Consider the following 18,906-nt stretch of genomic DNA (forward strand, 5'->3'; position numbering starts at 1 on the left):
ATGCCGGAGCCGTGCGCCCACATGTGGTTCATGCGGTCGGCGGTGCGGGCGTGGGCGGCTTCCTCGGCGTCGATGAGCACGCAGTCGGTGCCGGGCGGTGTGGCCCGCAGTCGGGCGGTGAGCAGTCCGGTGTCGTCGGTTGGGGAGAGGTCGAACAGGCCGGCCAGCCGTGCAAGAGCGAGACCAGGTCGGTGCGGTCGCCCGAGCGGCAGCCGCCGGCGAGCTGCTCGGCGTGGGCGTCGACCAGCTCGCCGATGTCGGCATCCAGCCCAGGGTGGCCGAGGGCAGCGGCGGTCGCGGAAAGATGATCCATGTCGGCGGCGGGCAGGATGAGCGCAGTCATCGGCGCGTGCTCGTAGCGGCCGTCCGGGGCGAGCAGCCGGCCGGACCCGAGTCCCCGGGACCGGGTGGGCGCCAGGGCGGTGAGCAGGCGCTGCACGGCGGCGAGGGCGACCCGGTCGGCCAGCGGCGGCGGCACCGGCAGCGGCTCCGTGCCGGCGCTCGGGTCCCGCCGGTCGTCGTCCTCCCACGTGCCCAGGCACAGCAGGATTTCTTCCAGGGCGCGCAGCGGCGCGAGCGGCTCGCCGTCGCGGTCGACGACGAGCACGGTGCGCTGCCCTGCCGGGTGTATCTTGCTCGGTGCGGGGGTGACCGGTCGGCTGCTCAGTCACGGGGGGACCACCGCTCGGTGGCCGACCGTCCGGTCATGCCGGTGACTCGGCCGATGTCGGCCCACGAGGCCCCGGCCGCGAGCGCGGTGCACACGGCCTCGTCCAGCGCGCGGGCGGCGGCGGCCTGCCGGGCGGCGGCCTGTTCTACATCTTCGAGGGCTTGCCATCCGGCGATGTGTCGGCGCCAGTCCTGTCTCACCCGGTTCTCGTCGGCGGCCTCCAGGTCGGCCCACGGGCCGGCGGTGGCCAGCCGCCGCGCCGCCGGGTCGGCTAGCTCCGGCGGTACGCGCGTCCAGGGGGTGCCGCGCCACCCGCAGGTGCAGCCGGCGGCCCAGCCGACGACCGCGGCGTCGGGGCGCACTCCTCCGCCTGCTCGATCACCTCATGGCGGACCTGGCCGCTGGTGCAGGTGCAGCCGGCGGCCCAGCCGACGACCGCGGCGTCGGGGCGCACTCCTCCGCCTGCTCGATCACCTCATGGCGGACCTGGCCGCTGGTGTGGGCGTGCACGATCCCGTCGCCGCGGATGAGCGTGCCGTCCTGCCAGAGGCCCTCGACGGTGGAGCCGTCGCGGTAGGTCAGCCGCACCCGGTCGCCGTTGCACGGCCCGTCGTCGGGTCGGCGGGCCACCAGCAGGCCGCGGGCGCTGCTGGTGCCGGCGCCTTGCGCGCCGTCGGCGAACAGTGGCACCACCCAGCCCTCGTGCTCCTGGTCGTCCACGACCGGGCCCATCCATCCCATCGCTCCTCCTCTCCGTGCGTGTGCGCAGCGTCGCCGTTCCGGCGCTGCCGAGGCATGTCCCAGCCGGCTTCTGTGGATGGCCGTCGTTGTCCACAGACAGGGCTGGCCGCCAGGCCTCACCGTGTGCCCGGAGTCGGCAGCGGCCCCGTGGCCCGTGCACCGCTCTCCGGAGGCGTGGGGCTATCGGCGCGGGGACTGGTCTGCTTGTGCGTCGATCCAGGTGCGCAGGTCGGCGCGGCGGTAGACGACGCGTCGGCCGAGTCGGAAGCTGTTCGGGCCGGTCCCCAGGTGTCGCCAGTACCGGAGGGTGGCGACGGGCGCGCGGAGCACGTCCGCGGCCTCGGTGATCGTGAGCAGCTCGGGCTCGTGGTCGGCGGTGGGATCGGGCATGGCTGGCTCCGAGGGTCGTCGGTGGCGGTGCCTTCACCACAGAAGGCGCCATTTCGGGCCCGGTGGTGACACTTCACGGCCAGCTTCGTCTGACGATCTCCGGTTGTTCTGCTGTAGTGGCGCGTCTGGCGTCACCTACCAGCGATGGAGCCCGTTCATCTGCCGACGCCGGGGGACGGTACCGGGATAACCGGGTGGACAGCCCCCCTACTGCGGCCCGGGTTCGGCCACATCTCGACAATCAGGCTGCCGACCGTCTCCTGTTCTTCTCCAGCCGATGCCCGGTTGTCCTCCGCGGCGCTGTCCGCAGACCGACCCGCGTCGCCCGTGCTTCTGAAGCACGTTCTCCGGTAGGCCGGCGGCACACGAGGCCCCGTGTGCTTGCGCCGCAGAGGCTGGAGAACCACTGGAGGTTCGCCGCTGACCGGGGGTTCCTCCCGTTGCCCTCCTGTTTGCCAATGCAGGCGAGCATCGGGGCGCTTCTGCGCAATTGTTCCCTGTGGACAACCGCACTCGTCCACAACATCCGGACGGACGCCCTCGGGCGAGCGCTGACCTGGCCACGCTCGACCCATGGCGCTGGACACCCCCTCCCGAGCACCGCGAGATCGCGGAGCCGGTGACCGGTTCGCTACAGCCCGCCGCGACGTGTCGGGTGACCGAGGCTCCCCGGCCGGTGGGGACGCCGTCGACGTCGTCGCGCCGCGGCCGTTGGGGCAGGCCAGGAGCACCCTCCGGGCCACGCTGCGCGTGGCGCCGGCTGCGCCGTCGTCAAGGTCCGCCTGCGGCGGGCTGTCCTTGCTGGTCCCCCGACCCGTCCGGCAGCTCAGCGTAGGGGACCTCCCGCGCCGTCTCCTCCCGACCGGACCAAGATCCTTCCGCCCTTCGGGCGCTTCGCTACGGAAGCAGTCTTGGTCCGGTCGTCCCCCGCCGCCGCTCCCGGCCCCTGAGCAGAGCTCTGTGCCGGACGGGCCGGGGGAATGGGTGGCAGGACACCTGTTCCGCAGGTCCTCCCGTACCGGCTTCGGCTCCAGTTCCGGGAGGGTCCAGATGACCACCACCAGCACCACAACCAGCGCCACAACCAGCAGCGCGGCCAGCGGCACGAGCAGCAGTCGGACCGGCAGGGGAAGCCGGAGTCGGCGGCCGCAGCTGACTCCGGCGCAGCGGGAAGCGGCCGACGCCGCGCGGGCGGCGAAGATCGCCGCCCTGCACGAGCAGATCGGCGAGCGCGTCGAGGCGCTGACGGCCGATCCGCAGTGGCGGGCGATGCTCGATGCCGCCGCGAAGTTCCACACCTACAGCCTCAAGAACCAGCTACTGATCACGCTGCAGGCCGCGCGGCTGGGCATCAGCCCGACCCGCGTCGCCGGGTTCACCACGTGGAAGGCGCTGGGCCGCAACGTGGTCAAGGGGTCCACCGGGCTCGCCGTCCTGGCCCCATGCACCTACACGCGCAAGGACGCCGGCACTGGCACCGGGCAGGACACCGACCGGGCCGCACCCGCCGCCGGGACGGCCGGGGAGCCGTCCGGCGGGGACACCGAACGATCAGCCGGGGCGGCGCGGGTACTGCGCGGATTCCGGGTCGCGCACGTCTTCGACATCTCCCAGACCGAGGGCGAGCCGCTGCCGGAGATCCGCCCGGAGCTGCTGACCGGTGACGCCCCCGTCGCCCTGTGGCAGGCACTGGCCGTGCAGGTCGCCGCGCACGGCTACACGCTCGTCCGCGAGGACTGCGGACAGGCCAACGGCGTCACCGACCCGGCAGCCCGCACCGTGCGGGTCCGCCCGGACGTCAGCGACGCGCAGGCGGTCAAGACCCTCGCCCCACGAACTGGCGCACATCGAGTGCGGGCACACCGCCGACGGCTTCGACTACCGGGGCTGCCGCGGGCGAGCCGAGGCCGAAGCCGAGTCGGTCGCCTACATCGTCACCGCCTGGGCCGGGCTGGACTCCGGCGGCTACACCGTCCCCTACGTCGCCGCCTGGTCGGCCGGGGACACCGACGTGGTCCGCGCCGCCGCGACCAGCGTGACCGCCGCCGCCCGCCGCATCCTCGACCGCCTCGACGGCGGCGAGAGCAGCGAGAACGCCGCGGGGGACGGGGAAGCCGCCCCGCAAGTCGGACCGGCCGGGCCGACCGCTGGTGCCCTTGCCACTACCTGAGCGGAGAGAGCGCGACATGACCGCCACCAGCACCCCCACCGAGAGCACCGCCACCCCGCAGAGAATAGAAGGAGAACCCGCCATGACCACGACAGTTGCCGCCTGACCACCGGCCGGGAGAGCGCGTCCGACGAGCCTTCCGCCACCGGGACCGCCCGACGTGGCGACATCGAGTCCGGCCAAGCGGAACACGTCGACCCGGCCGCTCCCGGCAGCCCACGCGCCGACACGGGCGACGACAGCGGCCGGGCGCACCGGCTGGTGTGGCTGGACCCCCGGACGCTGGCTGTGCACCCCCGCAACATCCGCGACGACCTCGGCGACCTGTCCGGGCTGGCCGGCTCCATCGCCGCCCAGGGCGTGCTGGAGGCCCTCACCGTGATCCCGCACCCCGCCGCCGACGGCACGCCGGGCCACCAGATCGTCGCCGGGCACCGGCGGGCGGCCGCCGCGATCCTCGCCGGAGTGACCGCGCTGCCGTGCGTGCTGCGCTCGGACCTGGCCCTTGAGGCCGCCTCCGCTGACGGCGACCGGGCCGCCCAGGCCGGGCACGTGGGGGCGATGCTGGCCGAGAACCTGCACCGCCAGGGCCTGAGCCCGGTGGAGGAGGCCCGCGGGGTGCAGGCGATGCTCGACCTCGGCGTGCCGCTGACCAGGGTCGCCAAGTCGACAGGGCTGGCTCGCAAGCGAGTCGCCAAGGCCGCCGGGGTCGCCCGGCTGGACGGCGAGACCGCCGCCGCGGTCGCCGGTGCCGGGCTGACCCTGGACCAGGCCGCCGTCGTCGCCGTCTACGCCGACGACGCCAACACCACCGCCGCCCTCATCGCGGCCGCGGGGGAGGGGCCGGGGCAGTTCGCCCACGCGCTGACCCGCGCCAAGCAGGCGAAGCAGGAAGCGGAGCAGGCCGCCGCCCTCCTGGCCGAGCTGACCGCCGCCGGGCGCACCGTCCTGGACGAGGACACCGGCCGCGCCGCCACCCGGCTGGCCGACCTCAAGCACGACGGCCAGCCACTGACCACCGACGACCACGCCGGCTGCCCCGGCTCGGCGGTCTACGTGAACACCAGCGGCTGGCAGGGGCCGAAGGCGGTGGAAGTGTGCACCGACCCGGCCGGCAACGGCCACCGCGACCGCTGGACGGCCAACGCCCTGCCCGCCGGCGCACCAGGCGAGGAACCCAGCGAGGACGAGCGCGAGGCCGCCGCGGCCGAACGGCGGGCCACCATCGAGAAGAACAAGGCGATGGCGGCAGCCAACGAGACCCGCCGCGAGTGGATCAAGGGCCTGCTGCAGCGCAAGACCGCACCCAAGGCGGCGCTACGGTTCACCGTCGAAACCATGGCCACCGACCCCCGGGCACTGTCCTGCTGGCTGTCCGGGCAACCCAACCGCGCCCAAGACACTGCCGCCGCCGACCTCGGCATCGACGCCCCCGGCCAGTAGTGGACCACCCGGGACAAGCCCGCGCCCACGCTGACCAGCGGCGAACAGGTACCCGACGCCCGGCTCGCCGTGGCGCTGCTGGCCCACGTCGCCGGGGCCATCGAATCGGGCATGCACCGCCAGTCCTGGCGCAACCCCGGCGCCGGCGACGGCCGCTGGCTGCGGTTCCTGGACTCGTGCGGCTACACACTCGCCGACATCGAACGGCAGATCGTCGACGCCGCCGACCAACCCACCGCCGACCCCGCACCCGACGCCACCTGACCAGCGTCCGGCCGTCCCCGCACCCCCGCGGGGGCGGCCACGCCAGGGCGCGGGCCGGTTCATGTGACCGGCCGGCGGCGGGGGTCGCGCGAGGCCCCGCCGCGGGCGCGTCGAGACCAACCGCCAGCACGCTGCCGGCGGGCCTGCCGGCCCGACCCGCTCACCAGCACCGCGGCCGCCGCCGCACACCCGTCACCGGCCGCGCCTGTCAGATCTCATCGGCACACTCACCCCCGACCCGACGGTCGGGAGAGGAGAACCCAGTGATCCTCGAACCCAGAGCCGCCGACCTCGACCCGGTCGACGTGGAAAACGCCCTGCTGCGCGCCGCCCTCGGCGACTACTCCGACGAGGCAGCGATCCTCCTGCTGATCACCTCCGGCCACTGGCTGCCCCAGCTGCAGCACAGAGGGCTGATCACCCTCGACGGGAACGTCGACGGCGAGGGACTGTGGGCCCATATCGCCTGGGCGGACCTCGACGGGGCCCTGCGTATCGGCACGATCATCGGCAGCAGCAGCCAACGTTGGGTCCTGCTCGCTGCAGCGGGGTGGTCATGGGACTCCTCGTCTCGGACGGTGCGCTGTCCTGCAGAGCAACGGTCGCACCGCCGCCGGCGTTTCCCGGGACGTCGCTCGACCGCGACCGGCGGGGCGTCCAGGCGACGTGGTGCATCGTGAGGGTCGTGCGCGTCCCCTCGTGCGCGCGCCACCGCTGGCAAGAACGGAACTCATCGATGCAGCAGGTGTTGGCCCTGGTGAATCGGGCCGCGGGAACCGCCGACGGCGGCTCCGTCGAGGCGGCGTTGACCACGCGGCGCGGGGGCGCCGACGTGGCCGTCGTCACGACCGGCGACGCGGAGGAGCTGCTGCGGGCCGAGACGGGCCGGGGTGACAGACAGCTGGTAGTCATCGGTGGGGACAGGTCCGTCCACGCGGCGGTCACCGCGCTCGACGCGGTTGAGGGCCTGGACCCCGGGCAGCCCATCGGGATCATCCCGCTTGGCACCGGCAACGACCTGGCGCAGGCGATCGGGCTGCCGCTGGACCCGGCGGTTAGCGCCCTCGTCTTTCTGAGCGGGACCCCGCGCCGGCTGGACCTCGTGCGGGACGACACCGGGGGCCTCGTGGTGAACGCCGTCCACCTGGGGGGGGCCGGCGCCCGGGCGGGCGCCGAGGCGGCTCGGTTCAAGGACCGGCTGGGATCAGCGACCTATCCGGTGGGGGCCGTCATCGCCGGCGTCACGACCACCGGCTGGCCCCTGCGGGTGGAGGTCGACGGCCGCGTCGTCGCGCACACGGATGCGGGCTGGACGTCGGACGGAGCGGTGGACGTCCTGATGGTCGCCCTCTGCAATGGGCCGACGATTGGGGTGCCGACACCGCTGGCTCCGGACGCCCTCGTGGACGACGGCCTCGTCGACGTCGTCGTCTCCACCGCCACCGGTCCGGTGGACCGGGCCGCGTTCGCGGCGGCGCTGACCGCAGGAAGGCACGTCGGACGTGACGACGTCGTGGTGGTCCGGGGGCGGCAGGTGACCATCAGGGGTGCGCCCGTCGACCTCGTCGCGGACGGCGAACTCGAGGAGGCCGTGGATGCGCGGACGTGGAGGGTGCAGCACCACGTGCCTGGTCGGTGCTCGTCCCACGCTGAGGCGTAGCGGCGGCGCGCCCGGGGGACTGACCGGACATGACCGACGGGCAGCAGTAACCCGAGGTGGAGCAACGGCTGGCCAAGGGCCTCGACCCGGAGCGGCACGAGAAGCCGTCCGAGGGTGTGCCGCAGGACCTGGCCGACGACGACGGCGACCACGCGAAGTCCAGCTGAGCAGCCGCTGCGCCCTTTGCCACACGCCCGGGTTGGCGGGTGTGCATCAGCTAAATGTCCGAGGGAAGACCCGCTACATACGCGGACCGAGGCCCGGTTCCGGATGGACGGCGTCGCGACGTGGTGGGGTCACATGGAGGTGTGCGCTGCGTTGGTTGAGGAACTACAGCAGCAGGTCGCGTGGCCGGGGAGGCGGCGTGGAGGTGCCGGTCAGCTCATGGCGTACGAGCGGAAGGACCTCCGTGCCGATGCGCTGCCAGTTCTCCAAGACCTCCGCGGGCTCGGGTCCGAGCGGCACCCGGCTGGCGATCTTGACGACGTCGACGCGCCAGTTCCGCACGAGGTCGACGAGCTGCTCGGCGCACTGCTCGGGTGTACCGAGCACGAGATTCGGACCGGCGTTGGCGATCGTGAAGTCGGCAGCGCTGGTGAAGTCACGGTGGTGCAGTTGACCGCGGTCCCAGTAGTAGCGCTGCTCGGTCAACCACAACGGTGCGTATCGCTGTTCGGCGGTCTCGCGGCTGTCTGCCACCCAGCAGTGCCGTGACAGCACGGACACCGGCCGCCGTCCGGCGGCCTCCGCCTCGCGGGTGTAGGACGCCCAGTGCGCATCCCAGGTCGGCTGGTCGAACGGAAAAGCCACGGCCCATCCGTCACCGATCCGGCCGGCGGCAGCGATGGCCTTCGGGAACTGCGCGCCGATCCAGATGGGGATCTGCCCCTCGACTGGGCGGGGGTGCACCTCACCGCGCAGGCTCCGTCCGGCCCACTCCGTGTCGATGACCTGGCCGGCCCAGGCCGCACGGAGAATGCCCACCACCTCGACCAGCCGGGTCAGCCGGCGCTCCGCGGGCGCGCCGAACAGATCGAAGTAGTCGGGGTGGAAGCCCGCACCGAGCCCGGCTACCGCACGCCCCCCGCTGAGCGCGTCAAGCTGGGCAAACTGCTCCGCGGTGCCGATGGGGTGGTGCAGCAGGGGGAGATGGACGTACGTCCCGAGGAAGGCGCGCGAGGTCACCGCGGCGATGGCGGCCAGGAGCCCGAGCGGGTCGGGCGCTACACACTCACTCCGCCCGTGGCGCTCCGCGACCAGGATCCCGTCGAAGTTCGCCTCGTCGAGGACCGTCGCCTCGCGGAGGCAGTGGCGAAGTGCGGCGGTGACCTCGTGGCGGTCGGACCGATCCGGGGCATATCCGCCGAAATGCGTCTGCACGGTCCCGGCGAACAACGGTGTCATCGGGTCCCCAGCGCTTCGACGCGCGCGATGGCCGCCCGGATACCGGCATGGTCGACCGTCGCCGGCGTCTTGTCGCGGTGCGGGCTGCCCAGGCAGCGTTGCGTGATCGTGTCGAGTTCGTCGGCCGTAGCGTCGGGCAGACCGAGTTCGGCGAGGCTTGTGGGGAGATCGACTGAGTGCAGAAAGCCGCGCAGGTCGAGCAGCTCGGCGTCCGAGGCGTCCTCGACTGCCAGCTGCACGAGGAGCCCGTACGCCACGTGCTCGCCGTGCATCGCTTCCTTTGCCCCGCGGACACTCTGCAGTCCCCGCACCAAGGAGTGCGCGATCGACAGCCCCCCGTTCTCGAACGCCAGCCCAGACATCAGGATTGTCGCCTCGACGGTGTCCTCCAGTGCCTGGTCGACTTCGCGGCGACGTACGGCGGCCAGTGCCGCCGGTGCGGACGCGCGCAGCGCCTCGTAGCAGCAGTCCGCGATCGCGCCGGCCACCTGCAGGGAGAGGGTGCCGTGCTGGTTGGTCCCGCCGGCGGCCCGGCAGGAGCGGGCCTCGAACTTCTTGGCGACCGCGTCGCCGATGCCGGCCGAGAGGAAGCGCGCCGGCGCGCCCCCGATGAGGGCCGTGTCGACGAGGACCAGTTCGGGATTGCGGCCGGTCTGGATGACCTCCACCATCCGGTGCTGGTCGTCGTACACCGCGACCGCCATCGCGGCGGGACTGTCGTTGGAGGCGACGGTCGGCACGGTGACGAAGGCGTCCCCGCGCGTCCAGGCGACCGCGCGGGCCAGGTCGATCGCCTTTCCGCCACCAACTCCGAGCAAAACGGTCTCCCGGCCGCGGGGGGCCTCGATGCGCGCGACGGTCCGGGCGATGTTCTCGTGAGTCACCTCGAGGTCCACCTCGAGACACTGGATCTCCACTCCGGCCGCACGCAGCGACGTGGTCAGCCGGTGACCCACCAACGCCGCGATGCCGGCGTCCAGGAGTGCGACGGCCGTCGTGCCGAGTCCGGACACCAGGCCGCCCGCGGCGTCCAGGGCGCCGGCCCCCTGCACGTACCGCTGAGCCGCCCCGAACACGCGCAGTCCGTCGGGCAGGGCAGTGGAGGGACTTGCTTCGTTCACGGCGACTTCCTCGTCCGGTCGAATAGCACGGTGGCGGGCCGTAGCTTATTGACCCGGTCTATGACTACCATCCAGTTGTTCGGTGTTCCACTCAATGATTCGCACCGAGGAGACGGCCCCGTATGAGTTCGCCCCAGTTTGACGCTTCCGGCCCGCCCGCCGTGGAAGAGGAGGTGCTCGACCGCGTCCGCGAGCGTGCCTACTTCGTGCGGGCCGAGACCGTGCGCCTCATCTCCATCGCCAAGACCGGTCACTACTCCTCGACGTTCTCGTGCGCGGAGATCCTGGCGGCCCTGTATTACGACACGCTGCGCCTGTTCCCCGGGGAGCCCCGGCACCCTGACCGGGACCGCTTCCTCATGGGCAAGGGGCACGCGGCCGTCGGGGTCTACCCGATCCTGGCCGACCTCGGGTACCTCGACCGCGAGGTGCTCGACGGCTACACCCGCCTGGGCAACCCGCTCGGCGATCACCCCGACATGACCAAGGTGCCGGGGGTGGACTTCAGCTCCGGCTCGCTGGGTCACAACCTCTCGGTGGGCCTGGGCATGGCCCTCGGCGCGAAGATGACCGGTCGGCAGTTCCTCACGTGGGTGCTGCTCGGCGACGGTGAGCAGCTCGAGGGGCAGATCTGGGAGGCAGCGGCCGCCGCCGGTCACTACGGCACCTCCAACCTGGTCGCCGTGGTCGACCGCAACGGGTACTGCCTGGACGGCAAGGTCGATGACGTCATCACCGTCGAGCCGCTCCCTGACCGTTGGAAGGCCTTCGGCTGGGACGTGATCGAGGTGGACGGTCACGACGTCGCCGCGGTGACGTCCACCTTCCGTGCGCTGCGGGACGACACGAGTCGGACGAAGCCGGCCGTCGTCATCGCGCACACGGTCAAGGGCAAGGGGGTCGGCTTCATGGAGCGCGACTTCGGCTGGCACCTGGGGTGGCTCGCGCCCGAGGACGAGGCAGCTGTCCACCGCGAGCTGGAGGAGACCCGATGAGCGCCGAGCCGACGATTCTGCCCGAGGGTCTGGTCGAACGGCTGACTCCCCGTGGGGCGGACGGGGCGCCCATGACCAGCGGGTCGTGGCACATCCCGAGCATGCTCACCCAGTCCAACGGCCTGCTGAGCCTGGGCCGCAACCTCGGGGAGCTGGTGGAGGAAGGCCGCCCCGCGGTGGTGCTCACCCCCGACCTGGCCTTCTCGAACGGGCTGTGGGGCTTCCGGGAGCAGCACCCCGAGCGGTTCCTGCAGATGGGCATCAGCGAGCAGAACATGGTGTCGGTCGCCGCCGGGCTGGCGACCACCGGCCTGCAGCCGTACGTCGCTGCCTTCTCCTCCTTCCTCGCGCTGCTGTGCTGCGAGCAGATCCGCACCGACATCGCCTACACCCAGCTGCCGGTGCGCCTCATCGGCCACCACTCGGGCATCTCGTTCGGGTTCTACGGCACGTCGCACCACGCGACCGAGGACATCGCGATCATGCGCTCGATCGCGAACATGACCGTCGTGGCCCCCGCGGACCCGATCCAGATGGGCAAGGCTATGCGGGCCTACGTCGACCACCCGCTCCCGGTCTTCTTCCGGATGGGGCGGGGGCGTGAGCCGCAGGTGTACTCCGGGGACGCCGAGTTCGTGCCCGGCAAGGCGATCGTGCACAGCACCGGTTCCGACCTCACCATCATCACGGGTGGGACGTCCCTGCACCCGAGCCTTGCGGCCGCCAAGATGCTGCGCGAGGCCGGCGTGGACGTCGGGGTGGTCGACCTCCACACGGTCAAGCCGATCGACCGGGAAACGATCCTCGCCGTCGCGGGGTCGACGCGTCAGCTGATGAGCGTAGAGGAGCACAACGTGCTGGGCGGGCTCGGGAGCGCGGTCGCCGAGGTCCTGACCGAGGAGGGAGCCGCCGTGCCCCTGCACCGTCACGGGATCCGCGACGAGTACGCCCCCGTCGGGCCGCCCACGCACCTGTACCGGCACTACCGCCTCGACGCTCCGGGCATCGCGACCGAGGCCCGTGAGCTGCTCCAGCGGCGGGGTCTGCTGTGACCACCGGGGGACGCCCGGTCGCGGTGGTCACCGGAGGAGCGCGGGGGCTCGGCGAGGCGATCGCGACCAGGCTGGCGGCCGACGGGCACGACGTCGTGATCGCGGACATCCTGGAGGAGACCGCGCGCGAGACGGCCCGGAGGATCGGCGACCAGGGAACCGGCGGCGCGCTCGGGGTCGGGGTCGACGTCCGGGACGACGCCAGCGTGGACGCCGCTGTGAACCAGGTCCGCGATGCCTTCGGGCGGTTGGACGTCCTGGTGAACAACGCCGGTGTCGTGGTGCGGTCCCGCTCGGAGGAAATCAGCACGGACGAGTGGCTGCGCGAGCTGGACATCAACCTGGGCGGGACCATGCGGTTCTCCCGGGCGGCGTTCGGCATGCTGCGCGAGAGCCCCAACGGCTCCATCGTCAACCTCGCATCGGTCGGCTCCACGCTCGGACTGAACCTGCGGCTGGGGTACACGGCCACCAAGACCGGGATCGTCGGGGTGACCAGGGAGCTGGCCGCCGAGTGGGGCCGTCAGGGGATCAGGGTGAACGCGGTGGCGCCGGGCTACATGGACACCACCATGACCCGGACGGGACTCGCGGCCGGCGTCCTCGACGAGCAGCTCCTGCTCCAGCGCACGCCGCTCGGCCGGCTCGGACGTGCCGACGAGGTGGCGGCAGCGGTCTCGTTCCTGGTCTCGCCGGACGCCTCGTTCGTCACCGGCGTGATGCTTCCGGTGGACGGCGGGATCATCATCGACGGAACCTTCCACCGCCTCGACGACCAGGCGTAGTTCCGGAGGCCCGTGGCGCAGGGCAGGGCGCACGCCGTTGCCTCGCCCCGGCACGAGCTGCGAACGCCCGCTCCGTGGGCGACCCGACCCAGAACAGGAAGAAGAGCATGCTCGAAGCCGAGGACAGGACCACCGACGAGTCGACCCTGCCGTACCGCGGCGAGCAGCCGTACGGCGTTCCGGACGACCTGGTCATCCCGCACGTGCTCGAGCTCGATGACGCGGACGAGCGCCTGTGGGTCCCGCAGGCCAAGGACGTGTCGTTCCGGCCGCTACTGCTCTCGGTGAGTCAGGGCTACTTCGTCAACATCCTGCGCGTGCGGCGCTCGGGCGTACTCTCCCGCCATCGGCACGCTGGCCCGGTGCACACGCCATGACCCTGCGGGGCAGGTGGCACTACCTGGAGCACGACTGGTGGGCGGAGGAGGGCGGTTACTCCTTTGAGCCGCCGGGTGACATCCACACGTTGGTCGTGCCGGACGGCGTGGAGGAGATGGTCACGCTGTTCCACGTCACGGGCGCGTACATCTACGTCGATCCGGACGGAAACCCGGTCGGCGTGGAAGACGTGTTCACCAAGCTGGGGAACGCCCGCCGGCACTACGAGGACGTCGGCCTGGGCGCCGACTTCGCCGACCAGTTCATCCGCTGAGGTCCCGGGAAGGGAACGGCGGGGCGGTGGGCGCGCACGTCCGGCTCCGGACCGTGCGAGAGTCCCTCTCACTCACTTGACAGGACCGTGCGAGAGTCCCTCTCACTCACTTGACAGGTGTCCCACTCAATGGCCTAGTGTGATGTATCACGAACGTCACAGGAGGTGGGCCCCAACGGCGCATCGGGGGTAGCCGACGACGGGTCGCCTGCGACGCCGGCGTGGCTCCGGCCCGCCCTCGGCCCACGGAATCCCAGCGCCGGATCAGCCCTGCGTGCGGCGGAGATCCGGCCGCCCGAATGTCCGCAAGCAATTCCAGCGTCTCGACCGGAGGAGAACCATGAGCACTCGGAACAGCCATCGCATGGTCTGGAGCGTCGGTATTACGCTCGTCGCGGCGTCGGTTGCCGGCTGCGGTGCGGGGGACAGCGGCTCGGGTGGCGGCGGGGACTCGTTTCCGGACGATACCATCGAGATCGTCGTGGGTTTCGCGGCAGGGGGCAGCACGGACACGAGCGTGCGCGCGCTCGCGGCCGAGGCCGAGGAGACGTGTGACACCAACGTCATCATCAGCAACCAGCCCGGTTCCTCGGGCGCCATCGCGCTGGACGCCGTCGCGAATGCGGAGCCCGACGGGTACACGCTCGCGACGACCGCCACGGAGCTGAGCCTGCTGCACCACCTCGGCATCAGCGACGTGACGCACGAGGACTTCGCTGCTGTCATGCGGTATGCCCTCGACCCGCATGGCCTGTTCACGTCGCCGGACTCCCCGTATGACACCCTCGACGACGTGATCGCCGCCGCGGAGAGCGGGACGACGATCAACGTGGCCACGGCCGGAACCGGCGGGGTGTACCACCTGGCGATGGAAGCGATCGCGCTCGACGCCGGGGTGTCCGGAAGCTTCGTCAACGTGCCGTTCGACGGTGACGCGAACGCCATCCCCGCAGCCATCCGCGGCGAGGCCGATCTGGTCATCACGCCGGTGAACCAGGTGCTGGACGAGATGGAGGCCGGCGACCTCGTCGGGCTGGCCAGCTTCTCGGAGGAGCGTGTCGACATCGCGCCCGACCTGCCCACGCTGGTGGAGCAGGGAATTGATTGGACGTCGGCGTCGGTCTACGGGCTCGCCGCTCCCGCGGGGACGCCGGAGGAGCGAGTGGCTGCCCTCGACGAGTGCTTCTCGGCAGCCTTCGAATCCGAGGGGTTCCAGTCGTTCATGGAGGACCGGGGGATCACCCCGGCGCAGCTGGGCCACGAGGAGTTCGACGAGTACCTGCGCGAGTCCTCCGAGTCGTTCGGTGAGGTCATCGACGCCACGGGCATGACGGCGGGGTAAGGCAGCGTGCGGATAGGGGCCGGCGACCGTGTCACGGGAGTAATGCTCATTCTCGTGGCGGTCGCTGTCTACGCTCTGACGCTCGACTTCCCGGCGCCCGATTCGGGCGATCCGGGGGTGGCGGTGCTGCCCCGTGCCGCAGCAGTCTTCCTGGGGCTCTGCGCCATTCCCCTCCTTCTGCGTCCGGAGCCGGGCTCGCCGCTTCCCCGTGGAGCGGCGGCGTGGCGGGTGCTGGCATCGGTCGGTCTGCTCCTGGCGTACATCGCCGCACTCGAGCCCGTGGGCTTCACGCTGTCCACCGCGGTGTTCCTGTTGCTGCAGGGCCTGATCCTGGCTCGTAGCCACATCGTCGCGCTGTCCGTCTCCGCCGTCGTGGTGGCGTTCGGGCTCTACTACCTCTTCCGGGAGCTCCTGGGTGTCCCGCTTCCCCGGAGCCCGTGGTTCGGAGGATTTCTGTGACCGACTGGGTGACCGGTCTGACCGCGGTCGTCGAACCCGCCGTCGTTCTCATGATTCCCGTCGGCGTTCTCCTCGGGATCATGGTGGGCGCCATCCCGGGCCTGTCGGCCACCGTCGGCATCACGCTGTTCCTGCCGTTCACCTTCGCCCTGGATCCTCTGACCGGCCTCGTGCTCCTGCTGGGCATCTACAACGGGGCCAGCTACTCGGGGGCCATCCCGGCGATCCTGATCCGCACACCCGGGACGCCGGCAGCCGCGGCCACGGTCCTCGACGGCTACCCCATGACGCAGAAAGGTCTGGCCGGCCAGGCGCTGAGCGTCTCGCTGTTCGCCTCGGTGGCCGGCGGGTTGATCGGTGGACTGCTCCTGGCGCTCTTCGCTCCACCACTGGCCGACGTCGCGCTGAACTTCGGCTCGGCACAGTACTTCGCCGTGGCCATCCTCGCCCTGACCATCATCGGTTCGCTGGGCGGGCACTCGGTGGCCAAGGGGTTCATCAGCGCGGCGCTGGGCCTGCTCGTCGTGAGTGTCGGGTACGACTCCGTCTCGAACTACGCTCGGTTCAGCTTCGGCAACGTGCAGCTGAGTTCCGGTCTGGAATTGATCCCGTTGCTCGTCGGCTTGTTCGGTGTGGCCGAGGCGCTGCTGCAGATCGAGAAGCACGCCGTCGCCTCGGGCCGGGTCCCGCTGGGCTCCTTCCGGATCTCGAGGTCGAAGCTCCGATCCCTGACTCCCGGCGTGTTCGGCGGAACCGGCGTGGGGTTCTTCACCGGTCTGCTTCCCGGGGTCGGAGGCGACATCGGCGGCTTCGTGGCCTACAACGAGACGAGGCGCTTCGCGCGCGACAAGTCGGCGTTCGGCCAGGGAGACCCGCGGGGCGTCGCGACGGCGGAGGCAGCGAACAATGCGAGCAACATGGGGTCCCTGGTACCTACCCTGGCGCTCGGCATCCCCGGCAACACCCAGGCTGCGGTCATGATGGGCGCACTGCTGATCCACGGGCTCCAGCCCGGTCCCGCCCTGTTCAGCGGTCGACCGGACCTTGTCTACGGTTCCTTCGTCGCGATGCTGCTGTCCTTCGTCGTGATGCTTGTGCTCGGACTGGCCGGCGTGCGCCTCTGGGCACGCATGATCCAGGTCCCCAGCCAGTACCTCTGGCCGGCAGTCCTCGTGCTCTCGGTGGTGGGGTCCTACGCGGTCCGGACCAATCCGTTCGATGTCCTGGTGATGGCGGGGGCCGGCGTGCTGGGCTATTTCATGGCCAAGGCCAGTATCCCGGTGGCCCCCTTCCTGATCGGTGTCATCGTCGGGCCCATCGCGGAGGAGAACTATCGCCGCGCCATGATCACGCATGACGGCAGTTACAGCTGGATGCTGGAGCCGTTGACGTTCACGTTGCTCGCGCTGGCTGTGCTGTCCGTGGTCGGCTCGCTGTGGCGGAGCCGGCGGGACAGGCGGCGAGCGGATGCCGAAGCGCAGGGAGTGTCCGGCGGCGTGTAGTCCGGGGACCGTCCGCGACCTCGCTCCGTGGTGCGGGGCGGGCTCGTGGACCGCCCTGGATCCGGCGAAGGCTGTGTTCTCGGGAGGAGGCCGGGACCGTGCAGGCACTACCGGAGTACGACGACGAGACCCCCGGCGCGGCGGGGGCACTCCCGTCCGGGGTCCTCGACGAACAGCACTTGTTCCAACAGGCGCCGGCTCGTCGTGCCGGCGAGGTGGCAGCGGCGGTCCCGGTCCCGGCGGTGCCGGGCCTCCGCGCGGGCCGTGGGACGTCGGAAAGCGGCGTACCGCAGAATTCGGCGTATGACTGAGGATCGGCCCGTCCTGGAGGGCGTCAGCGTCCTCGGCAAGATCTCCGCTCTCCTCGAGGTTCTCGCCGCCCGCGATCAGGCGGCGGCTGCGGAGCTGGCCGAGCTGCTCGGCGAGCCCCGCAGCAGTGTGCACCGGATGCTGCGCCAGCTGCACGACATCGGCTGGATCGAGCCCGCCGGGCCGCGGGGTCAGTGGGCCATCGGTCTGCATCTGTTCCGCCTGGGGTCGAGCGCGGTGCGGCGCATGGACGTACGCCGGGCGGCCCTGCCGCACATGCAGGAGCTGAACGAAGCCACCGGCGAGACCGTGTTCCTGATCGTCCAGCGCGGCATGGAGGGCGTCTGCATCGAACGCATCGAGGGCCGCCGGGTGCAGAGCATCGCCCTGGTGCTCGGCGGCGCGGTGCCGCTGCACGTCGGCGCGGGGCCGCTGTGCCTCCTCGCCTGGCTCGATGACAACCAGCACCGGGAATGGTTGATCCACGCCGCCGAACACGGCCTCGAGCAGATGAACCTGCCGACCCCACCCACGGTGAGGCAGGTCGAGGCACGCTTGCGGGAGATCCGCGAACGGGGTTACGCCCTGTCCGATCGCGACGTCACACCCGGCATCGCGGCCATCGGCGCACCGGTCTTCGACTTCCGCGGCCAGCTGGTCGCGGCGATCTCCGTGAGCGGCATCGCCGAGTCCGTCCTGGACCCCGGCCTTCGCCTCGCGGAGCGGGTCATGGAGGCCGCGCGACGGACGTCGTTCGACCTGGGCTTCGGCGTCCGGAGCACCCGCAGCAACGAGTAGCCGTCACGCTGCACCGGCTGCGGACCTCGTGATTGACACCACAGTCTCACTCTGCTGTCATGTGTCCGCCAGGTCGGACAACGGAATGCGGTTCACGAGTACGCCTCCGCGGAACTGGCAGTCGGCGTCAGGGTTCGCGTGGGAGGTCTGTTCAGATGAGATTCGCGAAGAACGCGCTTGCCGGTACTTGTGCGGTGCTGGTGGCTGGGTCGCTGGCCGCGTGCGGCGGCGAAGAGGGCAGCGGCGGGTCGGGTGGCGGCGGTGGCGAGGACTACACCGTCGGCATTGTCGCCCTGGATGCCACCCAGGTCACGGCCAACCGGGAGCGCCGGGCCGCCATGGAGACCATGGAGGAGATGGGCTGGGAGACCGTCGAGGTGAACTCGAACGGGAACCCGGCGGAGGCCATCTCCGCCATGCAGAACTTCGTCCAGCGCGGAGTGGACGCGATCGTCGTCCAGACCTACACGGCCGACCAGCTGGCCGCCGGCCTCGCGGCGGCCGAGGCGGCCGACATCCCGGTGTTCTCCAGCGCCGGCGGTGATGCGACCGGCGGCATGGCCGGCGCGGTCGAGCTGGTGAACGCCGCGGCGGTCAACGATCCGCTGATCGAGCTGCTGGAGAGCAAGGAGGACGTCGAGCTGCTGCAGCTCCGGTACACGCCGGGCGCGCCCTGCCGGGTTCGCGCGGACGACCTCGACGAGAAGCTCGAAGACCTGCCGCACGTCAACGTCACGCGCCAGGAGGTGACGATCCCGGGTGGCCAGCAGTCCGCGCAGCAGGCAACGGCGGGGTGGCTCCAGCAGTACCCGGACACCCCCGGAACCGACCTGGTGATCTGGCCGTGCTTCTCGGAGGCCGCCCTGGGTGCCATCGCCGCCGAGGCTCAGCTGGGCCGCGGTCCCTACGAGCTCTACACCTGGGACATCTCCGAGCCCGCTGTCCAGGCGCTCCAGGACGGGACGATGAGCGCCGTGCTGTGGATCCAGGTCGAGGAGGCCGGTCAGCAGCTGGCCGAGCTGATCAACGAGTACCGGGAGAACCCGGAGGGCTGGGAGCCCACGACCGTCGCTGCGCCGTCGGTGCTCCTGACGCCGGAGAACATCGACCAGTACCTCGAGGAGAACCCGGACCTGGCCGGCTAGGACG

The 18,906-nt window shown here is 71.4% G+C and carries 21 protein-coding genes; 15 read left to right on the forward strand and 6 right to left on the reverse strand.

All coding sequences use genetic code 11. The features are described from left to right. Nucleotides 1–28 precede the first annotated feature (28 nt). The 4 genes from ABC795_RS04015 to ABC795_RS04030 form a co-directional block, all read right to left on the reverse strand. The gene (locus ABC795_RS04015; RefSeq protein WP_347059621.1) at nucleotides 29–607 is read right to left on the reverse strand and encodes a hypothetical protein; all 579 of its coding nucleotides are present in this window, start codon (nucleotides 605–607) and stop codon (nucleotides 29–31) included. A 56-nt stretch (nucleotides 608–663) separates the two neighbouring features. Next, on the reverse strand, nucleotides 664–1,032 hold the full coding sequence (locus ABC795_RS04020) for a hypothetical protein (protein WP_347059622.1): 369 nt from the start codon (nucleotides 1,030–1,032) through the stop codon (nucleotides 664–666). A gap of 16 nt (nucleotides 1,033–1,048) precedes the next feature. Further along, nucleotides 1,049–1,411 carry a hypothetical protein gene (locus ABC795_RS04025; RefSeq protein ID WP_347059623.1) on the reverse strand — a complete coding sequence of 121 codons (363 nt, stop codon included), beginning with the start codon at nucleotides 1,409–1,411 and terminating at the stop codon, nucleotides 1,049–1,051. Nucleotides 1,412–1,591: 180 nt separating this feature from the next. After that, nucleotides 1,592–1,801, reverse strand: a complete 210-nt coding sequence (locus ABC795_RS04030) for a helix-turn-helix domain-containing protein (RefSeq protein WP_347059624.1) — start codon at nucleotides 1,799–1,801, stop codon at nucleotides 1,592–1,594. 1,050 nt (nucleotides 1,802–2,851) lie between these two features. On the opposite strand from ABC795_RS04030, the gene ABC795_RS04035 reads away from it, so the two are divergent. From ABC795_RS04035 to ABC795_RS04055, 5 genes are all read left to right on the forward strand, one after another. Further along, complete coding sequence (locus ABC795_RS04035; protein WP_347059625.1) at nucleotides 2,852–3,991, forward strand: ArdC family protein; 1,140 nt, start codon at nucleotides 2,852–2,854, stop codon at nucleotides 3,989–3,991. 241 nt (nucleotides 3,992–4,232) lie between these two features. Continuing rightward, nucleotides 4,233–5,414 (forward strand): ParB N-terminal domain-containing protein, encoded by a 1,182-nt coding sequence (locus ABC795_RS04040; protein WP_347059626.1) that lies wholly within the window; start codon nucleotides 4,233–4,235, stop codon nucleotides 5,412–5,414. Nucleotides 5,415–5,483: 69 nt separating this feature from the next. Continuing rightward, nucleotides 5,484–5,678, forward strand: a complete 195-nt coding sequence (locus ABC795_RS04045; RefSeq protein ID WP_347059627.1) for a hypothetical protein — start codon at nucleotides 5,484–5,486, stop codon at nucleotides 5,676–5,678. A gap of 263 nt (nucleotides 5,679–5,941) precedes the next feature. Further along, nucleotides 5,942–6,358, forward strand: a complete 417-nt coding sequence (locus tag ABC795_RS04050; protein ID WP_347059628.1) for a hypothetical protein — start codon at nucleotides 5,942–5,944, stop codon at nucleotides 6,356–6,358. A 56-nt stretch (nucleotides 6,359–6,414) separates the two neighbouring features. Beyond that, nucleotides 6,415–7,338 (forward strand): diacylglycerol kinase family protein, encoded by a 924-nt coding sequence (locus tag ABC795_RS04055; protein ID WP_347059629.1) that lies wholly within the window; start codon nucleotides 6,415–6,417, stop codon nucleotides 7,336–7,338. A 330-nt stretch (nucleotides 7,339–7,668) separates the two neighbouring features. Here the strand turns inward: ABC795_RS04055 and ABC795_RS04060 are convergent, their stop codons facing one another. Continuing rightward, nucleotides 7,669–8,742, reverse strand: a complete 1,074-nt coding sequence (locus tag ABC795_RS04060; protein WP_347059630.1) for an LLM class flavin-dependent oxidoreductase — start codon at nucleotides 8,740–8,742, stop codon at nucleotides 7,669–7,671. Next, nucleotides 8,739–9,794 (reverse strand): iron-containing alcohol dehydrogenase, encoded by a 1,056-nt coding sequence (locus ABC795_RS04065; RefSeq protein ID WP_347059631.1) that lies wholly within the window; start codon nucleotides 9,792–9,794, stop codon nucleotides 8,739–8,741. Before ABC795_RS04065 ends, ABC795_RS04060 begins: the two co-directional genes overlap by 4 nt. Before the next feature lie 191 nt (nucleotides 9,795–9,985). On the opposite strand from ABC795_RS04065, the gene ABC795_RS04070 reads away from it, so the two are divergent. From ABC795_RS04070 to ABC795_RS04115, 10 genes are all read left to right on the forward strand, one after another. Further along, complete coding sequence (locus ABC795_RS04070) at nucleotides 9,986–10,858, forward strand: transketolase (protein ID WP_347059632.1); 873 nt, start codon at nucleotides 9,986–9,988, stop codon at nucleotides 10,856–10,858. Then, a complete protein-coding gene (locus ABC795_RS04075; RefSeq protein ID WP_347059633.1) occupies nucleotides 10,855–11,910 on the forward strand; it encodes a transketolase C-terminal domain-containing protein in 1,056 nt (351 codons plus the stop codon). Before ABC795_RS04070 ends, ABC795_RS04075 begins: the two co-directional genes overlap by 4 nt. Further along, the gene (locus tag ABC795_RS04080; protein WP_347059634.1) at nucleotides 11,907–12,695 is read left to right on the forward strand and encodes an SDR family oxidoreductase; all 789 of its coding nucleotides are present in this window, start codon (nucleotides 11,907–11,909) and stop codon (nucleotides 12,693–12,695) included. Before ABC795_RS04075 ends, ABC795_RS04080 begins: the two co-directional genes overlap by 4 nt. Before the next feature lie 107 nt (nucleotides 12,696–12,802). Beyond that, a complete protein-coding gene (locus ABC795_RS04085; protein ID WP_347059635.1) occupies nucleotides 12,803–13,072 on the forward strand; it encodes a hypothetical protein in 270 nt (89 codons plus the stop codon). Continuing rightward, nucleotides 13,069–13,347 (forward strand): hypothetical protein, encoded by a 279-nt coding sequence (locus tag ABC795_RS04090; RefSeq protein ID WP_347059636.1) that lies wholly within the window; start codon nucleotides 13,069–13,071, stop codon nucleotides 13,345–13,347. Before ABC795_RS04085 ends, ABC795_RS04090 begins: the two co-directional genes overlap by 4 nt. Before the next feature lie 340 nt (nucleotides 13,348–13,687). Beyond that, entirely contained in the window at nucleotides 13,688–14,689 is a 1,002-nt protein-coding gene (locus ABC795_RS04095; protein WP_347059637.1) for a tripartite tricarboxylate transporter substrate binding protein, read from the forward strand. 42 nt (nucleotides 14,690–14,731) lie between these two features. Next, on the forward strand, nucleotides 14,732–15,148 hold the full coding sequence (locus ABC795_RS04100; protein WP_347059638.1) for a tripartite tricarboxylate transporter TctB family protein: 417 nt from the start codon (nucleotides 14,732–14,734) through the stop codon (nucleotides 15,146–15,148). Continuing rightward, nucleotides 15,145–16,650 carry a tripartite tricarboxylate transporter permease gene (locus ABC795_RS04105; RefSeq protein ID WP_347059639.1) on the forward strand — a complete coding sequence of 502 codons (1,506 nt, stop codon included), beginning with the start codon at nucleotides 15,145–15,147 and terminating at the stop codon, nucleotides 16,648–16,650. Before ABC795_RS04100 ends, ABC795_RS04105 begins: the two co-directional genes overlap by 4 nt. A gap of 303 nt (nucleotides 16,651–16,953) precedes the next feature. Continuing rightward, a complete protein-coding gene (locus ABC795_RS04110) occupies nucleotides 16,954–17,757 on the forward strand; it encodes an IclR family transcriptional regulator (RefSeq protein ID WP_347059640.1) in 804 nt (267 codons plus the stop codon). A gap of 155 nt (nucleotides 17,758–17,912) precedes the next feature. Next, complete coding sequence (locus ABC795_RS04115; protein WP_347059641.1) at nucleotides 17,913–18,902, forward strand: substrate-binding domain-containing protein; 990 nt, start codon at nucleotides 17,913–17,915, stop codon at nucleotides 18,900–18,902. Nucleotides 18,903–18,906: the final 4 nt, after the last annotated feature.

This window comes from Blastococcus sp. HT6-30, assembly GCF_039729015.1.
In the GTDB taxonomy this organism is placed as follows: domain Bacteria; phylum Actinomycetota; class Actinomycetes; order Mycobacteriales; family Geodermatophilaceae; genus Blastococcus.